This window comes from Paraburkholderia sp. EG304 (assembly GCF_046543485.1).
GTDB classification, from domain to species: Bacteria; Pseudomonadota; Gammaproteobacteria; order Burkholderiales; family Burkholderiaceae; genus Paraburkholderia; species Paraburkholderia youngii.
In genome coordinates this window covers 58,525-74,318 of record NZ_JBKGUA010000005.1, presented here as the reverse complement: position 1 = coordinate 74,318, position 15,794 = coordinate 58,525, and the positions used below count along the sequence as shown (strand labels likewise).

18 protein-coding genes are annotated in these 15,794 nt (G+C 62.6%); 4 read left to right on the top strand and 14 right to left on the bottom strand.

What is annotated here, in order from left to right:
• Positions 1-124: 124 nt before the first annotated feature.
• Both hpnC and ACLFKU_RS08075 read left to right on the top strand, forming a co-directional pair.
• Entirely contained in the window at positions 125-991 is an 867-nt protein-coding gene (gene hpnC, locus ACLFKU_RS08080) for a squalene synthase HpnC (protein WP_410848717.1), read from the top strand.
• Positions 991-2,163: a glycosyltransferase gene (locus ACLFKU_RS08075; RefSeq protein WP_410848716.1), complete on the top strand. Its 1,173-nt coding sequence runs from the start codon at positions 991-993 to the stop codon at positions 2,161-2,163. The genes hpnC and ACLFKU_RS08075 overlap by 1 nt, the downstream gene beginning before the upstream one ends.
• 94 nt (positions 2,164-2,257) lie before the next feature.
• On the opposite strand, the gene ACLFKU_RS08070 is transcribed toward ACLFKU_RS08075, so the two are convergent.
• Both ACLFKU_RS08070 and hpnA read right to left on the bottom strand, forming a co-directional pair.
• The gene (locus tag ACLFKU_RS08070) at positions 2,258-2,800 is read right to left on the bottom strand and encodes a hypothetical protein (RefSeq protein ID WP_410848715.1); all 543 of its coding nucleotides are present in this window, start codon (positions 2,798-2,800) and stop codon (positions 2,258-2,260) included.
• A gap of 99 nt (positions 2,801-2,899) precedes the next feature.
• Positions 2,900-3,910, bottom strand: coding sequence for a hopanoid-associated sugar epimerase (hpnA, locus tag ACLFKU_RS08065; RefSeq protein WP_184057734.1), 1,011 nt, complete (start codon positions 3,908-3,910; stop codon positions 2,900-2,902).
• A 138-nt stretch (positions 3,911-4,048) separates the two neighbouring features.
• Between hpnA and ACLFKU_RS08060 the strand changes: the two genes are divergently transcribed.
• Positions 4,049-4,342 (top strand): acylphosphatase, encoded by a 294-nt coding sequence (locus tag ACLFKU_RS08060; protein WP_013092809.1) that lies wholly within the window; start codon positions 4,049-4,051, stop codon positions 4,340-4,342.
• 104 nt (positions 4,343-4,446) lie between these two features.
• On the opposite strand, the gene egtD is transcribed toward ACLFKU_RS08060, so the two are convergent.
• On the bottom strand, positions 4,447-5,430 hold the full coding sequence (egtD, locus tag ACLFKU_RS08055; RefSeq protein ID WP_410848714.1) for an L-histidine N(alpha)-methyltransferase: 984 nt from the start codon (positions 5,428-5,430) through the stop codon (positions 4,447-4,449).
• A 558-nt stretch (positions 5,431-5,988) separates the two neighbouring features.
• Between egtD and rarD the strand changes: the two genes are divergently transcribed.
• Positions 5,989-6,885: an EamA family transporter RarD gene (gene rarD / locus ACLFKU_RS08050; RefSeq protein ID WP_410848713.1), complete on the top strand. Its 897-nt coding sequence runs from the start codon at positions 5,989-5,991 to the stop codon at positions 6,883-6,885.
• Positions 6,886-6,899: 14 nt separating this feature from the next.
• On the opposite strand, the gene ACLFKU_RS08045 is transcribed toward rarD, so the two are convergent.
• The 11 genes from ACLFKU_RS08045 to ACLFKU_RS07995 all read right to left on the bottom strand — a co-directional run bounded on the left by ACLFKU_RS08045 (position 6,900) and on the right by ACLFKU_RS07995 (position 15,614).
• Positions 6,900-7,439 (bottom strand): DUF962 domain-containing protein, encoded by a 540-nt coding sequence (locus ACLFKU_RS08045; RefSeq protein WP_410848712.1) that lies wholly within the window; start codon positions 7,437-7,439, stop codon positions 6,900-6,902.
• Positions 7,440-7,568: 129 nt separating this feature from the next.
• Complete coding sequence (locus tag ACLFKU_RS08040; RefSeq protein WP_368583432.1) at positions 7,569-7,886, bottom strand: hypothetical protein; 318 nt, start codon at positions 7,884-7,886, stop codon at positions 7,569-7,571.
• 241 nt (positions 7,887-8,127) lie between these two features.
• Positions 8,128-8,514: a hypothetical protein gene (locus tag ACLFKU_RS08035; RefSeq protein WP_368583431.1), complete on the bottom strand. Its 387-nt coding sequence runs from the start codon at positions 8,512-8,514 to the stop codon at positions 8,128-8,130.
• A 148-nt stretch (positions 8,515-8,662) separates the two neighbouring features.
• A complete protein-coding gene (locus ACLFKU_RS08030; protein WP_368583430.1) occupies positions 8,663-10,657 on the bottom strand; it encodes a putative bifunctional diguanylate cyclase/phosphodiesterase in 1,995 nt (664 codons plus the stop codon).
• A gap of 137 nt (positions 10,658-10,794) precedes the next feature.
• Entirely contained in the window at positions 10,795-11,520 is a 726-nt protein-coding gene (locus ACLFKU_RS08025; RefSeq protein WP_410848711.1) for a GGDEF domain-containing protein, read from the bottom strand.
• A gap of 1 nt (position 11,521) precedes the next feature.
• Positions 11,522-11,917: a DUF1987 domain-containing protein gene (locus ACLFKU_RS08020; RefSeq protein WP_410848710.1), complete on the bottom strand. Its 396-nt coding sequence runs from the start codon at positions 11,915-11,917 to the stop codon at positions 11,522-11,524.
• 19 nt (positions 11,918-11,936) lie between these two features.
• Complete coding sequence (locus ACLFKU_RS08015) at positions 11,937-12,500, bottom strand: SiaB family protein kinase (protein ID WP_410848709.1); 564 nt, start codon at positions 12,498-12,500, stop codon at positions 11,937-11,939.
• Positions 12,501-12,512: 12 nt separating this feature from the next.
• Complete coding sequence (locus ACLFKU_RS08010) at positions 12,513-13,628, bottom strand: SpoIIE family protein phosphatase (RefSeq protein ID WP_410848708.1); 1,116 nt, start codon at positions 13,626-13,628, stop codon at positions 12,513-12,515.
• A gap of 309 nt (positions 13,629-13,937) precedes the next feature.
• Positions 13,938-14,198, bottom strand: a complete 261-nt coding sequence (locus ACLFKU_RS08005) for a hypothetical protein (RefSeq protein ID WP_176107048.1) — start codon at positions 14,196-14,198, stop codon at positions 13,938-13,940.
• Positions 14,191-14,934, bottom strand: a complete 744-nt coding sequence (locus ACLFKU_RS08000) for a DNA/RNA non-specific endonuclease (protein ID WP_410848707.1) — start codon at positions 14,932-14,934, stop codon at positions 14,191-14,193. The genes ACLFKU_RS08005 and ACLFKU_RS08000 overlap by 8 nt, the downstream gene beginning before the upstream one ends.
• Before the next feature lie 320 nt (positions 14,935-15,254).
• Positions 15,255-15,614, bottom strand: coding sequence for a DUF3564 domain-containing protein (locus ACLFKU_RS07995; RefSeq protein ID WP_013092796.1), 360 nt, complete (start codon positions 15,612-15,614; stop codon positions 15,255-15,257).
• Positions 15,615-15,794: the final 180 nt, after the last annotated feature.

Sequence of the window (15,794 nt, the reverse complement as noted above, 5' to 3'; positions counted from 1 at the left end):
AGATCGCCTCGTAACGCGCCCGGCCATGACCGCACACTGCACCGTCACGGCGGAACCCTTAAACTACCGATCCTTGCTGCGCGGACATCGCGCTGTATTACAGAATGGTTTCGAGGCTCGCTGGATGGACGTCGATCAACACGAAAACTTTCCGATCGCGAGCGTGTTGCTGCCGAAGGCGCTACGCGCGCCTGTCGGTATTATCTATCAGGTCGTGCGCACCGCGGCCGATATCTCCGCCGAAGGTCAGTGGAACGCCGCCGAGCGGCACGCCCGTCTGGCCGATTTCCGCGCCGGGCTCGACGCGATCGCGCAACGGCGCGCAGCGCCCGTGCATGCGCTGCTGTTCGGCAAGCTGGCTGGCGTGATCGCGCAATACGAGCTGCCGCTCGAACCGTTCTACGATCTGCTCGACGGCTGCGCACAGGACATCGATACGAATCGCTATGCGGATCGCGCCGCGCTCGTCGACTATTGCCGCCGTTCGGCGCATCCGGTCGGGCATCTGCTGCTGCATCTGGTCGGCGCGGCGACGCCGGACAACCTCGCCGACGCCGACGCGATCTGCACGGCCTCGCAGCTGATCAGCTTCTGGCTCGACGTCGCTGCGGATTGGCAACGACAGCACGTATACCTGCCGCAAGCCGATTTGCTGCGCTTCGGCGTGACCGAGGCGCAGATTGCCGAGGGGGTCGTCGATGACGCGTGGCGCGCGCTGATGGCACACGAAATCGCGTTCGTGCGTGCCACGCTGATCAGCGGCGCGCCGCTCGCGCTGCGCACGCCGGGGCGGCTCGGCATCGAGCTGAGCGGCGCGGTGCATGCCGGACTGCGGTATCTCGAGCGCATCGAACGCGCGGACTACGATGTGTTCCGCAAGCGCCCGGTGCTCAATCTGTTCGACTGGTGCGTGGTGGCGGCACGCACCCTGACAATGCAACTATCCAGGCGCGTCGGCATGGCGGCGCGCTCAATCGAGGGAAATGCTTAATGGCGGCGGTCCTGTTCATTCTTTCGTGTGTTTCTCTGCTGATCTGGTGCGTGCTGCTGTTCGCGCGCGGCGGCTTCTGGCGCGCGCGTCCCGCCGCGCCGCTGACCATCGCGGCGCGCGAAGCATGGCCGGCCGTCGCGGCTGTCGTACCGGCGCGCAATGAAGTCGACGTGATCGCCGAGGCGGTGACGTCGCTGCTCAAGCAGGACTATCCGGGCGCGTTCCACGTGATCGTCGTCGACGATCACAGCACCGACGGCACCGCCGACGCCGTGCGGGCCGCCGCGCTGCAGCTGCAATGTCCGGAGCGCCTCACCGTGCTGGGCGCGAAGCCGTTGCCGCCGGGCTGGTCCGGCAAGGTGTGGGCGCAGTCGCAGGGCATCGAGGCGGTGCGCACGCTCGATTTGCCAGCCGAGTTCCTGCTGCTGACCGATGCCGACATCGGCCATCCCGCCGACGCGTTGACGCAGCTCGTCGCGCGCGCGGATGCCGAAAAGCGCGACCTCGTCTCGCTGATGGTCAGGCTACGCTGCGATTCGTTCTGGGAAAAGGCGCTGATTCCGGCCTTCGTATTCTTCTTCGCGAAGCTGTATCCGTTCGCGTGGGTCAACAATCCGCGCAACCGTACCGCGGCCGCGGCGGGCGGCTGCATGCTGGTGCGCCGCGCGGCGCTCGAGGAGGCGGGGGGCATCGAGTCGATCCGCGCCGAGCTGATCGACGATTGCAGTCTCGCGGCGCGCATCAAGCATCGCGGCAGCGGGCGTCATCCGATCCGCCTCGACGTGGCGGCGAAGAGCGTGTCGCTGCGTCCGTACGATAGCTGGCGCGACATCTGGAACATGATCGCCCGTACCGCGTTCACGCAGTTGCGCTACTCGCCGCTGCTGCTCGCGGGCACGCTCGTCGGTATGGCGATCATCTATCTGTTGCCGCCGGTCGCGGCGTTGATTCTCGGGCCGCTCGGCTGGCCGGCCTGGATCGCGTGGGCCGCGATGTGCTGCGCGTATGCGCCGATGCTCGTCTATTACCGGCGCGCGCCACTGTGGGCGCCGTTTCTGCCGCTCGTGGCACTGTTCTATGTCGGCGCAACGTTCGCATCTGCGGTGCGTTACTGGCGTGGCAAGGGTGGACAGTGGAAGGCGCGCGTGCAGGCGCCGGTGCAGGAGAGGTGAATTCGTTTGGCGATGGCCAATGATGCTGCCGGCAGAATGCAGACGAAAAAAAAAGCGGCTCCTGGCCGCTTTTTTTTTCGTCACGCGCTTCTCGTCACGCGTTCGTCAGCATCATGTACATCTGGATCACGACGTCCGGCGAGAACGTGAACGGCACCCAGCCGTGGCCGGTGTGGCGCATCACGAGCAAACGGTCGCCGCTCGACTGCTTCTGCACGGCCATCATCGGATTCTTCGTCGACACGAATTGCCAGCCCGGCGGGATGCCCTGCGGCTGCTCCGGCGTCATCGACGCGCGCGCGTTCGACAGTTCCTCGATCAGCCGGCTGATCTGCTCCGGGCGCAGCGCGACGGTCTGGTTGCCGATCGTCATCGTGATTTCGTCACGGGCGGGGCGGTTGATCTCGAGCGTCGGCTGCAATTGCGGGGCGGCCGGCTTATCGATCGCTGCGGCGGTTGCTGCGGGGCTCGCGGGCTGTTCCGCTGCTATGTCGTGCGCGGCGTGCTCCGCCGCCGCGGGCGATGCCGCCGCGTCAGCGTTTGTCTGGGGAGTGTTCTCGGCCTGCGTGGCCACGACAGCCTGAATGAGCTGATCGACGCCCGTTTCCAGCGCGCCGAGCTGTTCGTGAAGATTCATGCGAGGTTTCTCAGGTAGGACCCGCGATTTTACCTGCTGCGCGCGGGCTTGGACCCGTCGCCGGCGCGGGACTTGTAACAAATTGCTTACGGCTGTCGCTTACCGCTTCAGATACCCCGCCTGCCGGAACCATTCGAGCGCATCGGCGAGACCCTCGCGATATGGCCGCGCGCGATACCCCAGTTCGCGTTCCGCCTTCGCCGACGTGAAATACATCTTGTTCTTCGACATCTTCAGTCCGTCGACGGTGACGAACGGTTCGCGCTTCGTGAACTTGGCGACCGCTTCCGCGCCCATCGCGAGCGGATACAAAGGCCAGCGCGGCAGGCTCAGTGTCGGTGCCTTGCGACCGGTCAACGCCGCGATGTCGGCGAGCATCTGCTGCAGCGGCAGATTTTCGCCGCCGAGAATATAGCGCTCGCCGATCTTCCCGCGTTCGAGCGCAAGGAAGTGGCCGGCGGCGACATCGTCGACGTGCACGAGGTTCAGCCCGGTATCGACGAATGCGGGAATCTTGCCGAGCGCCGCCTCCAGAATGATGCGGCCGGTCGGCGTCGGCTTTACGTCGCGCGGGCCGATCGGCGTGGACGGATTGACGATCACCGCGGGCAGACCGTCCTCGGCGATCATGCGCTCGACAGCGCGCTCGGCGAGCACCTTGCTGCGCTTGTAGACGCCGATCGCCTGATCGGCGCGCAGCGGCGAGGTTTCGTCGGCGGACTGGCCGGAGCTCGTCACCTTCAGAGTCGCAACGCTGCTCGTGTATACGATGCGCTCGACGCCTTCCTTCAACGCCGCGCGCATCGTCGCCTCGGTGCCTTCGAGGTTCGCGCGTTCGATCTCGCCGGGGTCCGGTGCCCACAGCCGATAATCGGCGGCCACGTGCAGCAGATAGCGCACGCCGCGCAGCGCGTTGCGCATCGATGCTTCGTCGCGCATGTCGCCGACGACGATTTCCGCATCGAGCGATTCGACGTTCTTGCGCGGACTCGTCGCGCGCACCAGCACGCGTACACGAAAGCCCTTGCTTTGCGCGATGCGCGCCACCGACGAGCCGACGAAGCCGGACGCGCCGGTCACGAGCACGAGATCGCGATTCTGTTCGGTCATTCTGTTTCCATTTCCTGCGTGACGGTCGACGGATTGTACGTGGCGCGCGCGAGGGATGGGTGTTGTCGAGCACGCTCGCCGGGACACGACTAGAATGCCGGCTTGAAAGACTGTCAGGCATTAAAAGGAGGTAGCGGCATGGCCCCGGATCTGGATGAGCGGATCGAAACGTATTACGCGCGGGTGCGCGGCACCGTGCAGGGCGTTGGCTTTCGCCTGGCGACGGTGCGCCAGGCGCACGCCCTTGGCATCAAGGGATGGGTCGCGAATCTCGACGACGGTTCGGTCGAAGCGATGCTGCAGGGACCGGCCAATCAGATCGACCGGATGCTGTCGTGGCTGCGTCACGGACCGCCGGCGGCGCGTGTGACCGAGGTGAGCGGCGAGGAGCGCGCGACCGACAAGCGGTACGAGCGCTTCGAGCAGCATTGAGTTCGAGCTACGCGGGTTAAAAAAAGCGGCGCGCCGTCCAGAGGAGGGCTCGCCGCTTTTCGTTGATGGCCTTTATCGGCGGTGATTCGCCGCGAGGTCAGCGCTTAGCGCGCCACCAGCAAACTCTCCGCGAATCCCCACTCATCCTCGATCCATTGATGGCTGCACACGAAGCCGGCGTCATCGGCAATCGCGGGCAATTCTTCCGCGCGATACTTGTGGCTGCTTTCGGTCCAGATCGTCTCACCTTCCTTCAGCGACACCGTCAGCTTTGCGGCGCGCACGTGAGCGGTGATATCGCGCTTTGCGCGCAGATGCATCTCGATGCTGCGCGCGTCCGGATTGAAGCGCGCCACGTGCTCGAACTCATCGAGCGGAAAGTCGCCGTCGAGTTCGCGGTTGATGCGCGCGAGCAGGTTCAGATTGAACGACGCGGTCACGCCTACCGCGTCGTCGTACGCGGCGATCAGCACGGGGGTCGGTTTGATCAGATCGGTGCCGAGCAGCAGCGCGTCGCCGGGCGCGAGCATGTTGCGGATGTCGCGCAGAAAACGCGTTGCCGCGAGCCGGCCGAAGTTGCCGATCGTGCTGCCGAGAAACAGCACGAGCAAGCGGTCGCCGGGTGCGCGCTGCCGGCTCACCTCGGCGAGACCGGCCAGATAGTCACGCTCATAACCGACGATCGAAATCCGCTCGATGTCGCCGAGTTCGCGCCGGCACAACTGCAAAGCACTGCGCGATATTTCAATCGGGCAGTAAGAAGTGGGGCGCTTTTTACACAGCGCCTCGAGAATGCGCCGCGTTTTGCGGCCGCTGCCGCTGCCGAGTTCGGCGACCGTCACGTCATGCGGCAAATGCTCGACGATATCGGCCGCGTGCTTCGTCAGCAGCCGCTCTTCGGCGCGCGTGACGCCGTATTCGGGCAATACGGTAATCACTTCAAAAAGTGCGGAGCCGACTTCGTCGTACAGATACTTTGACGGCAGCTCTTTTTGCGGCGTGTGGGTGAGGCCGGCGTATACGTCGGCGGCGAAGGCGCGGCGCAGTTCGGAAGGCGAGTTGCTAAGCGATAGGGCTGGCTGGGTCATGCTGGCTCCAGTAGTCACATTCGATGAGCGGGATTGCTGCCGGGTGGTGGCATGCGCGATGAAAAGCGGTTGACGCGTGCCGTGGGCGAGATGCGCGGACGTCGGTTGGTGACGGGCTCCGAGACTACGCTCGGAGTTGCATTCGCCGACCCGGCTCGTGGGTGCTGCTCGTTTCGTGCCACTGTGGCTGTCGTTGTCGCGGGCGACGGGGCCACAGCGTGCAAAACCTGGTAGCAAGATTCGCGCACGACGATGACGAACCGGAAATGGGTTCGCCGGCCGCGCACATGAAGTTATGTTCTAGTGCATTGACGCGCAATGCGCACGACTAATTGCAGCCGATTGACGAAAAAGCGCAGGCCCGTCGGCGACCAACCCGTCTAGAATGCCCGTTTTCTGAGTTTTTTGCAGCGCCGCTTCAGAACAACAATGCAGGGCCGGCCGCTTTGCACCCATGCCCGCCTGCTCACGAGACATCATATTCATGACGACAACGAACGCCGCAAGCCTGCGTCGCGCGCCACAACGCCAAGCGTCACACCGATTCCGGACCGCGCAATGAACCCCAACGACTTCAGGCGCGGGATCGCATTGTCGGTCGGGGCGTCGGCGATGTTCGCATTGCTCTCCGCTTACGCGACGCTGCTGAAACCGCTTTCGGGCCTCGACATCTTCGCGTGGCGCATCGTATGGACCGTGCCCGGCGCGGTCCTGCTCGTCGCGGTGCGCAAGCGTCTGCCGATTCTGCGCGCGCTCGTTGTCCGAATGATGAAGCAGCCGAAGCTCGGGATCGCGATGAGCGTGGCCGCGGGCTTGCTCGGCGTGCAGCTATGGCTGTTTCTGTGGGCGCCGCTGCATGGGCGCATGCTCGAAGTGTCGCTCGGTTATTTCCTGCTGCCGCTCGTGATGGTGCTGGTCGGGCGCTTCCACTATCACGAGCGGCTCGACGCGTTGCAGTGGGTTGCGGTCGCCTGCGCTGCGGTTGGCGTCGCGCACGAGCTGTGGGTGACCGGCGCGTTTTCGTGGCCGACGCTCGTCGTCGCGCTCGGCTATCCGCCTTATTTCATGCTGCGCCGCCAGATCAATCAGGATTCGCTCGCGATGTTCACCGTCGAAATGACCTTGCTGCTGCCGGTGGCGATCGTGTCCATTCTCGTCGGCGGTTCGCTGCAAGCGATCGCCGGACGCGCGGAAATGTGGTTTCTGCTGTTGCCGGGCCTCGGCGCGTTGAGCACGCTCGCGCTCGCTTCGTATCTGAAGGCGAGCCGCCTGTTGCCGGTCGCGTTGTTCGGCATCCTCGGCTACGTCGAGCCGGTGCTGCTCGTGTTCGTATCGATCACGCTGCTGCGCGAAACGCTGAGCGTCGCGCAACTCGCGACCTATGTGCCGATCTGGATCGCCGTTGCGCTGACCGCACTGCACAGCGTGCGCTTCGTTCGGTTTGCGTCGAGCTGAACGGCGACGCGCGCTCAGCGATGCGCTTCGGTCCGCTGTGGATTGATGCGAGTCGGGCCTACCTGCGCCTCGATCGCGTCGCGCAGTTCGGGACGCCAGCCGACCCCGAACAGCGCTTCGGCGAGCACGAATAGCGGGCCGACCAACAGGCCGATCACGTCGTCGACGAAGGCCGGCTTGCGATGTTCGTACGCGACGTGACCGACGAATTGGAACAACCAGCCGATCACGAAGAGTCCAATGCCGGTCGCGAGCCACACGAGCGTCGTTTGGGCGGCCAACCACTCGCCGAACCTCAGGCAGAGCGCCGAGATGCACGCCATCAGCACGCCGAGCGGCACGTCGAGCGCGAGGTAATAGACGGTCGCCGCGACGAACAACAGCCACGCTGGCGACATCGTGACCGGGAACATCCCGGCACCGAACGACGGGCGGCTCAGCAACACCGCGAGCGCGAGCACGATCATCGGAATGCCGACGAAGTGCGTGGCGATATTGCGCCGGTCGCGATGGTAGGCCGCGTATTGCGTCAGTTGCTGCGTCAGCGTTCTCATGAATGCCGCTCCTGTGTCAACGTCAGCATAATCGCGCGGAGCGGATTTTCAAACCATAGGGTAGCCGACGATCAGCGACGATCGCCCCCTGATGCTGTCCATGGTTCGTACTGTGCTCGTCGAGCGCGTTTAACGCGCACTCGGGTGACCGGCGCGACGTTTCAATGGGCCGATCGTCGCGGCGGGCAACGAGGTGAGCAGCATGTGCAGCGTGAAGTCGAGATCTTCGCGAGCGATGTCGAGTTGCACGCGGACTTCTCCGCGCACCGGCTCCGTGTTGATGACATAGACGCCGAGCGGCGAATGAAGCAGTGCGCGCAAGTGAGGCTGCGGCAGCGTCACGAGCAGAAGCGAACGCGCCGACGGAAAAGGAATGACGTTGCTGGGTTGAACCTGCTTGCTGGCAGGTTGCGCAGAGAGCGTGTCGAGCGATTGCGTGAGAGCCATGTGATGCGGCGTTCGTGTAACGCGAGGGTGAATTGGAACAATTCGAGAGTAATCGCCCGCGAGTAAAGACGGTGCAAAAATTCGCGCGTCTGTCGACAAAAAGATACGACACGGCATCGCGCGCGGAATAAAAAAAGGCGAGTCACAAGACTCGCCCTCCCTGAACGGCACGGTCCGGCTTCGATCAGCTTCTATTTGAACAGCACCTGCATGGCCGGTCAGCGCCGAAACCGATCACGTGTTATTGCGTTTTGGTCGTGTCGGCTTGTGCGCCGTCGGCTTTCGCCGGGGCAGTGCTGGCCTCTTTCGCACTCTCCGTTTTAGTCTTCGCGGCGCTCGTTTCTACGGCATGCTTGCTCGTGGACTTGTGGACCTTCTTCGTATGGGCGGAAGTCTTTTTCACGTGCTTTTGCGCGGCGGCTTCGGCGGGCGCTTTCGCTGCGGTCGCGCTGTCGTCGGTCGCGCCGGCTTGTACCGCGGTGCTTGCTTTCAGATTCGCGTGGCCGGCAGTCGGCAGCTGCGTGGCTTGCGCGGGTTGTGCGGGTTGTGCGGCGGACGGTGCGGCCGTTTGAGCAAATGCGGTCGACACGAGCAGTGCGGAAGCAACAGCGGCGAAAAGCGTCTTCATGATGTGACTCCTGGTTGAATCGGTGGATTCGTTTGTCGCGGCTGAATCATTTCAGCGCTGCCGGTTTAACGTAGGGCGGAATACAGGAGTTGACGCTGCGCTGGTGACAAAACGTAAGTAGTGCGTCAGCGCGGATACATGTTGCGGCTCAGAAAGTGAATCCACGGAAAGTCGCCACGCTCAATGAAGACGCGACCGGGGATTTGCCGAGCAATTGCGCTAAAGCTTCCGGCGAGACCGCTCGGCTAAACAGGAAACCCTGGGCCACCGTGCATCCGTGGCGGACCAGAAACTCGCGCTGGACCTCGAGCTCGACCCCTTCAGCGATCACATCGAAGCTCAGCGTTTCAGCAATCGCGATGATCGCAAGCGATAGCGCTTCGAGCTCCTTGTCTCTGCCGATCTCGCAAACGAAGGCGCGATCGATCTTGATGCGATCGACGCTAAAGCGTTTCAGATAGCTGAGGCTCGAATAGCCGGTGCCGAAGTCGTCGATGGCGATGGACACACCGAGTTCGCGCAGCTCGCGAAAAGCCCGCTGCGCTTCTTCGGCGTTGCGCATCAGCGTGCCCTCGGTGACTTCGAGTTCCAGCAGTTCGGCGGGCCAGTTGGCCTCCTCGAGTGCCGAGCGCACTACGCCGGGAAGGTCCGCCCGTTCGAGTTGAAGTGGCGAAACATTGACCGAGATGCGCACGGGCGGAAGCCCCGAGCGTACCCACGCGCTCGCCTGCAGGCACGCCTGCCGCAATACCCATGTGCCGATGCTCTGAATCAGACCGGTTTCTTCGGCAAGCGGAATGAAGACGGCCGGCGACACCTCACCGAGTTCGTCATCGTGCCAGCGCAACAGCGCCTCGGCACCGACGATGCATCCGGTTTTCATATCGATCTGCGGCTGATACGCGAGATACAACTCATTGGCTTTCGCCGCGCGCCGCAGTCGCGTCGTGAGCCGCAACTTCTCGGCGGCCGCCCGGCTCAGCTCCGGTTCGTAGAATTGATAGCCGTTTCGCCCGCGCGATTTCGCCACGTACAACGCGGCATCGGCATTGCGCGTGAGCAGTTCAGGCTGCGCGCCGTCTTGTGGAAACGTACTGACGCCGATGCTTGCTTCGAGATAAAGCTCGTGCTCGCCGATGCTATACGGCTCGCTCATCTCGTGAATCAGCGTCTCCAGCATTTCGGTGAGTTGCGTCGCGTCGGCCCGTTCCGCGACGATGACGAATTCATCGCCCCCGTAGCGCGCGACGAAATCCGTCGCGCGCAGCAGGCGCTGAAGCCTTCGCGCCACGGCTTGCAGCAGCAAATCGCCAACGCGGTGTCCGAGCGAATCGTTGACGTCCTTGAAACGGTCGAGATCGAGAAAAAGGACGGAAACGTTCTGGCCAGTCGCTTGCGCGCGCACCAGCGACTCCGAAAGGTGTTCGCCGAGCAGCACCCGGTTCGGCAGCTCGGTCAGGGCATCGTATCTGGCTTGATGTTCGAGGCTTTTGAGCGAGCGGCGCAGATGCGCTCCGATGCGGCCGTTCCAGTGAATCAGCGAAAGCAGCAGCAAGGCCGAAGCGACGCCGCAGCCCAACAGCACGCGCGTAAACCACTTCCCGTCGAGCGAGGATTTGCTGACGACTGAAGCGACCTTGGCATCGGCCGCGAGTCGTACGTCGACTACCCGTTCGAGGACGCTATAGAAATACGCGTCGATTTCCTCGAGTCTGGGGTCGCCCACTGCCACGCTGCCGGGATGCTCCGCGATCGTGCGCGCGAGACCGAAGCTCAGCTCGCTGAGTCTGCCGATCATGTCGTCCAGGTCCGATAGCCGCGATACGCATTCCTGATTCTCGCTGCAGCTCTCGCGCGCGTCGCGCGTCAACGCGAGCAGTTCCAGCATCGGAAAGGTATAGGCCGCGCGGTTGTAGAGCGGCACCGTGGCTATCGAGGTGTAGAGCGTCGCATGCTCATCGAGCATGGCATGCTGAACCTGGTCGAGGTCGTGGCGCAGCCGCCCGGAAGCCTGGATCGTCCGAAGCGAACTGTCCTGCTCGCTGCTCTGGCGGATTGCGAGGAAGGTACTCGTCGCAATGACAGCGAGGATGGCAAGCACGGCGATGACAGTACCGGCTTTGCGCGTTGCTTCCTGTCCCAAGGCGCTTCCTTTGCGTCAACCCAGCGCGGGCGAAAACCGGCCCGCCCGGATAGTGAATGTTCAGGTGGCTGCATGACTTGCCTTAGGGCGCTGGGGATCTACCCCGGTAATGGCGCGCTATGGCTCTGCTTATCCGCCTATTGATCGGCAAATTCCACGCGGTTGCGTCCGCTTCGCTTGGCGCGGTACAGAGCCGCATCCGCGAGACCGTATGCGGTGTCGAAACAGGTTCCGACTGCGTTGATGCTGACGCCAAAGCTGGCCGTGATGCGGCGCTCGACCGGTGGAACGACCAGCGAGTCACTGATGGCTTCCCGCATGCGCTCGGCAAGAATGGCGCCACTGGCCGGTTCATGACCGGGCAGCAGCACGGTGAACTCCTCACCGCCCACTCGCCCGATGAAGCCTTGTTCCCCGACGATTCCGCGCAGACAGTCTACGACCCCCGAAATGACCGCATCTCCAGTGGGGTGGCCGTAGTCGTCGTTGATCCGCTTGAATTCGTCGATGTCGAGGATGATCATCACCGCGCTGCTGGTGCGCAAAACCTTGGTGGTCCGCTCGATTACGGCGCTGCGGTTCAGTACGCCCGTCAACGCGTCGTGCGAGGCGCGATACGCCAACTGCTGGGCCAGCACCTGCATCTCGCGTTCGGCCCGGTCGCTGCGGCCGATCAGGCGCCGTGTTTCGCGCATCAGGCGCTGGAAGTGCTCGATCAGTTCGCCCAGCGACTGGCGATATTCCGCGGCATCCGCATCGATGATCGAATGCATTGCGCGGGCCTTTGCCAGCGCCGTGCTCTCGTTCTGGAACAGATCGGGTGCGCCGCCCGAGGACACGTCACGGGAAGAGGTCGAACGCACCTTATTTTCCCTGCTGCGCGATGGGACGATCGGTGAACTCGATCGAGCGGAAATCGGCCTTCAGTTCTTCGCCGAATTCGGCGATGGTCTCGTCTTCCTCGTCGCGATACCAGTTCATCGACACGCGGCTTCCCGATTCCGCCGCCTGATCGAGCGCGTCGAAGATGCTGAACAGCATCTTGGTGCTCGAGCTGTTGAAGTACGTTAGCGCGACGTCGATGGTGATTTCGGCCCCGGTGTTCGCGGCGAGGTACTTACGCATCTGCTCGATGATCGGCGCGTAAAAAGCGGCTGCGTTTTCCGGGTAGGACTCACCCTTGATCGACAACGCGTGTTGGTCGAAGCGAAAGTCGACTTCGGGCGACGTCGTCGTCGCGGGGATGTGTAGGTTTTCCATTGTTCTTGTGCCTTCCTGCTCAGATGATGGCCATGAGGCAAAACAGCGTGGTGCCGGGTTCGTCGGCACGCGGATGAAAAGCGAATTCGAGGGGCGCGCTCGCGTCGCGCGCCATCGTCAGGAAGCCGAGGCCGGCGCCCTTGCTGTCCTTCGGAGCGTCGGCACGCAATGTCACCTTGTACGCCTGCTTGATTTCTTCGAGCGACATGTTGCGCAGAGGCTCCAACCGGTTGCGCAGGCCCTCGACCTCGGCGGTCGCGATGGGATTGACGCACAGCATCACATGATGCTCGCCGTGCCTGGAGATGCACACCGCGCCCTCGCGTATCGCGCCTGCCCGTTCGCCGCCGGGCTCCAGCGCGTTCGACGAGTAATGAACGATGTTCTGTGCCAGCTCGATAAAAGACGAGAAAAGTTTGCGGCGGGTAGGACCGCTGACGCCGGCGACTTCGAGTTGCAGTTTCACGACTTCGCCCATCGACGCGACGATGTTATGGGAGAAGTAGCCCTTGTGATAGAAGAGCACGTTGCGCCGCTGCGCGAGTTCGAAAAAAGCGCTGTCTTGTTCTAGTAGTTGAGACATTCTGGGAATTCACTAAATGCGGGCACAGAAAAGCGTGACGTCGTCACGGCGCGGTTGATTGCCTTGCCACTCCGCGAGCGCGAGCCGGACGCGCTCGCAAATCGTCGCTGGGGTTTCGGCGCGGTTCTCGAGGATCAGGTCGAGCGCACGGCGCCGGCCGAAAGAAATGTTGCGCGGGCCGCCGATCTGATCGGCGAGGCCGTCGGTATAGACGAACAGCAGGCTACCCGCCGTCACCGGAACCGAGCGCAAGCTCCACGCATAGTCGGCGCGACTGTCCACGTAGCCGACACCCATGCGGTCGGCGCTGATCGTTTCGAACGCCCCGGCATCGGGTGACAGGATGTGCAGCGCGATCCTCGCGCCAGCAAAATGCAGCACGCTCTCGGTGGCATCGAACCAGAAGAGTGCCGTGTCCAGGCCGTCGTTGGATTGGGTTCCTTCGTCGGCACCGTTCACTTGCCCCAGCAAGGCCTTGACGTTGCGATTGACGGCAGCCAGCAGCGCGGCGGGGTCGCGCGGACCGATCTGTTCGAGCGCCTTCGACAATGACGCCGAAGCAAGCAAGGTCATGAAGGCGCCGGGCACGCCATGTCCGGTGCAATCGGCAACGGCGCCGAACCAGCCGTTCGGAAAGGCCGCGAAATGATAGAAGTCGCCGCCGACCACGTCGCGAGGTTCCCAGACCATCGCCGCGTCGCGCAGCTTCATCGACAGCGTCTCGCTGGAAGCGCGCAACATGGCGCGCTGGATCACGCTGGCGTACTCGATACTCTGCATGATCTGGCGGTTCTTCTCCGCCTGCATTTCAGCGACCGCGCTGATCAGCTGCAAACCGCTGCCGAGACCTGAGAAGAGTCCGTCGCGCGTCACGATGAAACCATCGACCAGTGCTTTTTCTCCGGCCTCGACGGTCCTGAACGTCAGTGCCTCGATGCTCACGCCGGCATCGACGATGAGCGGGTCCTTGTCCATGAACGCGATGCAACTCTTCTTGTCGTAAAGCTCGCGATGGAACGGCTTGCTCATCTGCGACATGAAGATATCGCGATTGATCAGGCCGATGGGACGCTGGTGATTGATGACAGCGAGACTCTGCATGTCGCGGCGCGCCGAGAAGATCTCCATGACCACGGAGTTGGGATCTTCAACGTCTACGGATGGAACTTCCTGGCACAAGTCTCCGGCTGTGCGCGGATTCCCCTGTGCGGAAGAACGGCGAAACCTCGAGAACGCTGGATGCATGGCGACGCCAGTCGATGTATGAAGAAACCTCGCACGCTAAGGTTTCTCTATGTACGTTATGTGACAGAGCGGAGGCGCTCCGCCCGATTGGCGCGAGATTGGAAAACGCGTGGTCACGCAAAGGTTTGCGTGACCGACATCAGTAAAACTTGCGAGTTGCGAGGTTGCGCAAATGCAACGTCGACGGTCCAGTTATTCAAACGGATTCTGCACGACACCCGGCTTGGCATCCGGCTCGTCCTGCACCTTCGCCGGCAGATCTTTCTGCGCCTGCAGACTCGCGACGATCGCATCGAGCGCTTCCTTCAGCGCGAGCGCCGCCTTCAATCCGCGTTGATCGCGCGTCAATTCGAGCGTGCCGTTCAGCACGACACGCGTCGTGCCGTTGCTGAGCGTGAGCGCATCGCCCTGAATGTTGAGCACATCGTCATCGTTCGAGTAGGGCTTAAACACCTTTTAGTCCTCCTGGCCGCTGGTCCTTCAGGTTATCCGGAATGCCCGGAAAGCGGATGCCCGACATCGCTTCGAGTTCGTGAATCGTGCGCATGTCGTAGCGGTTGGTCGCTACATTATCAACCACGACTGCGAATGCCAGTTGACGCGACGGCACATAGACGACCTTGTACAACTGGGTCGGCACGAACACGCGGGTCGGTCCGATCGTCTGCAATTGCTGACCGGTGAATAGCGGTCCGGTGACGACGTACGTGTCGTCGTAGGCGAGTGCGATCTTACGCACCGCGGTTTCGATGCGCGCCCACAATCGTTGGTTGTTCTGACGGTCTTGCGGCACGATGTTCGCGAGCGAGAACGATTGCGCCATCGCCTCATTGTTCCAGCGATTGCCCGCCGGACTCATATGACCGCGATCGAAGCCGCTGCGTTTGTAGTCGGCGAGTGTCGCGCCTTCGCCTTCGGGCAGACGCGCGTCTTCGAAGAACTTGTTGGTACGCACCATGTCCTTCGCTTCTTCGATGTGCGCGCGTGTCAGATGTTCGGCCGACCACAGCGGACCGTGCGTGATACCCGAATGCAGCACCGCGAAATCGCTATAACAAAGCATGCGCGTTTTGGGCGCCATCTTCTGGTTGGTGAGGACGGGCCATTGCGCATTCGGCGTGAAACTGGTGCAGGGGGGCGCCGCGCCCGCATGAGCGGCGACGAACAGACAGGCAAGCCACTTCTTCATGTGTCGGTGGTTCGATGAAAGGGGACGCAAGTATAGCGTCGCGGCCCGCATCGAGCGACCGCACCATGCGAATCAAAGAAAGGGGATGGGAAACAGAAGAGGCGGCGTGCGCCGCACAAAAAAGTGGGCCGCTTTGCAGCGACCCGAATGCGTGGACTTCCGACTCTACTCACGCAAGCTTAAGAAGGTCTTAAGGCTCGCGATATGGCGGTACGTTATGTTCGTTTGCGCACGAACAGATTTACGAGTTCGAGCAGTGCTCGCGCAACGAGCCGGAAGTTTCGACCGGAAAAGAGAAGCGCGGCGAAGCGCGCCAGAGATTAATTACCGAACACGCTGTTTTCAGCGCGAGTTTTTTGACGATCCACCGCCTGCAAACGCCAGAAGCCGCTAGTCGCCTTGCGGGTTCGCAGCGCGGTCCATGCTGCGGCGCCCTGTGCGGCGCTCACTCTTTCCTTGCGATCGACGTGCAGACCGCGCAACGTACAGAGCGGCGCGTCGGCGCTCGGTGCGCACAGCGTGGTCACGCCGTTCTCGTCGCGCAGCTCACCCCAAGGGGGCAAGTCGATCCCTTGATGCGCTTCTCTCGACCACCGATGTTCATCGGTATCGAGCCAGAGCACAGCGTAATCATGGCTTACGGTGGGATCGGAACCGTTGATCAGGATGGTCAGTCGCATAGCAGTTCCGTTCATAAATTGCGAAGGGCTTTACCAGTCTAGGCGGCGCGGCGCTTTATGCAAGACAAAGGCATGATTTGCGAATGGAAAAATAATTCTCCAAACCGTGGGGAAGGAACGGTGCATGCTCACCGCGGCGCGGCGGACGCGATATGCATGCTGTAACGACCACATGCACAT

Excerpts from the sequence above, each read along its gene's own strand:
- hpnC (WP_410848717.1), top strand. The coding sequence starts at position 125 with ATGGACGTCGATCAACACGAAAACTTTCCGATCGCGAGCGTGTTGCTG.
- ACLFKU_RS08075 (WP_410848716.1), top strand. The coding sequence starts at position 991 with ATGGCGGCGGTCCTGTTCATTCTTTCGTGTGTTTCTCTGCTGATCTGG.
- ACLFKU_RS08070 (WP_410848715.1), bottom strand. The coding sequence starts at position 2,800 with ATGAATCTTCACGAACAGCTCGGCGCGCTGGAAACGGGCGTCGATCAG.
- hpnA (WP_184057734.1), bottom strand. The coding sequence starts at position 3,910 with ATGACCGAACAGAATCGCGATCTCGTGCTCGTGACCGGCGCGTCCGGC.
- ACLFKU_RS08060 (WP_013092809.1), top strand. The coding sequence starts at position 4,049 with ATGGCCCCGGATCTGGATGAGCGGATCGAAACGTATTACGCGCGGGTG.
- egtD (WP_410848714.1), bottom strand. The coding sequence starts at position 5,430 with ATGACCCAGCCAGCCCTATCGCTTAGCAACTCGCCTTCCGAACTGCGC.
- rarD (WP_410848713.1), top strand. The coding sequence starts at position 5,989 with ATGAACCCCAACGACTTCAGGCGCGGGATCGCATTGTCGGTCGGGGCG.
- ACLFKU_RS08045 (WP_410848712.1), bottom strand. The coding sequence starts at position 7,439 with ATGAGAACGCTGACGCAGCAACTGACGCAATACGCGGCCTACCATCGC.
- ACLFKU_RS08040 (WP_368583432.1), bottom strand. The coding sequence starts at position 7,886 with ATGGCTCTCACGCAATCGCTCGACACGCTCTCTGCGCAACCTGCCAGC.
- ACLFKU_RS08035 (WP_368583431.1), bottom strand. The coding sequence starts at position 8,514 with ATGAAGACGCTTTTCGCCGCTGTTGCTTCCGCACTGCTCGTGTCGACC.
- ACLFKU_RS08020 (WP_410848710.1), bottom strand. The coding sequence starts at position 11,917 with ATGGAAAACCTACACATCCCCGCGACGACGACGTCGCCCGAAGTCGAC.
- ACLFKU_RS08015 (WP_410848709.1), bottom strand. The coding sequence starts at position 12,500 with ATGTCTCAACTACTAGAACAAGACAGCGCTTTTTTCGAACTCGCGCAG.
- ACLFKU_RS08010 (WP_410848708.1), bottom strand. The coding sequence starts at position 13,628 with ATGGAGATCTTCTCGGCGCGCCGCGACATGCAGAGTCTCGCTGTCATC.
- ACLFKU_RS08000 (WP_410848707.1), bottom strand. The coding sequence starts at position 14,934 with ATGAAGAAGTGGCTTGCCTGTCTGTTCGTCGCCGCTCATGCGGGCGCG.
- ACLFKU_RS07995 (WP_013092796.1), bottom strand. The coding sequence starts at position 15,614 with ATGCGACTGACCATCCTGATCAACGGTTCCGATCCCACCGTAAGCCAT.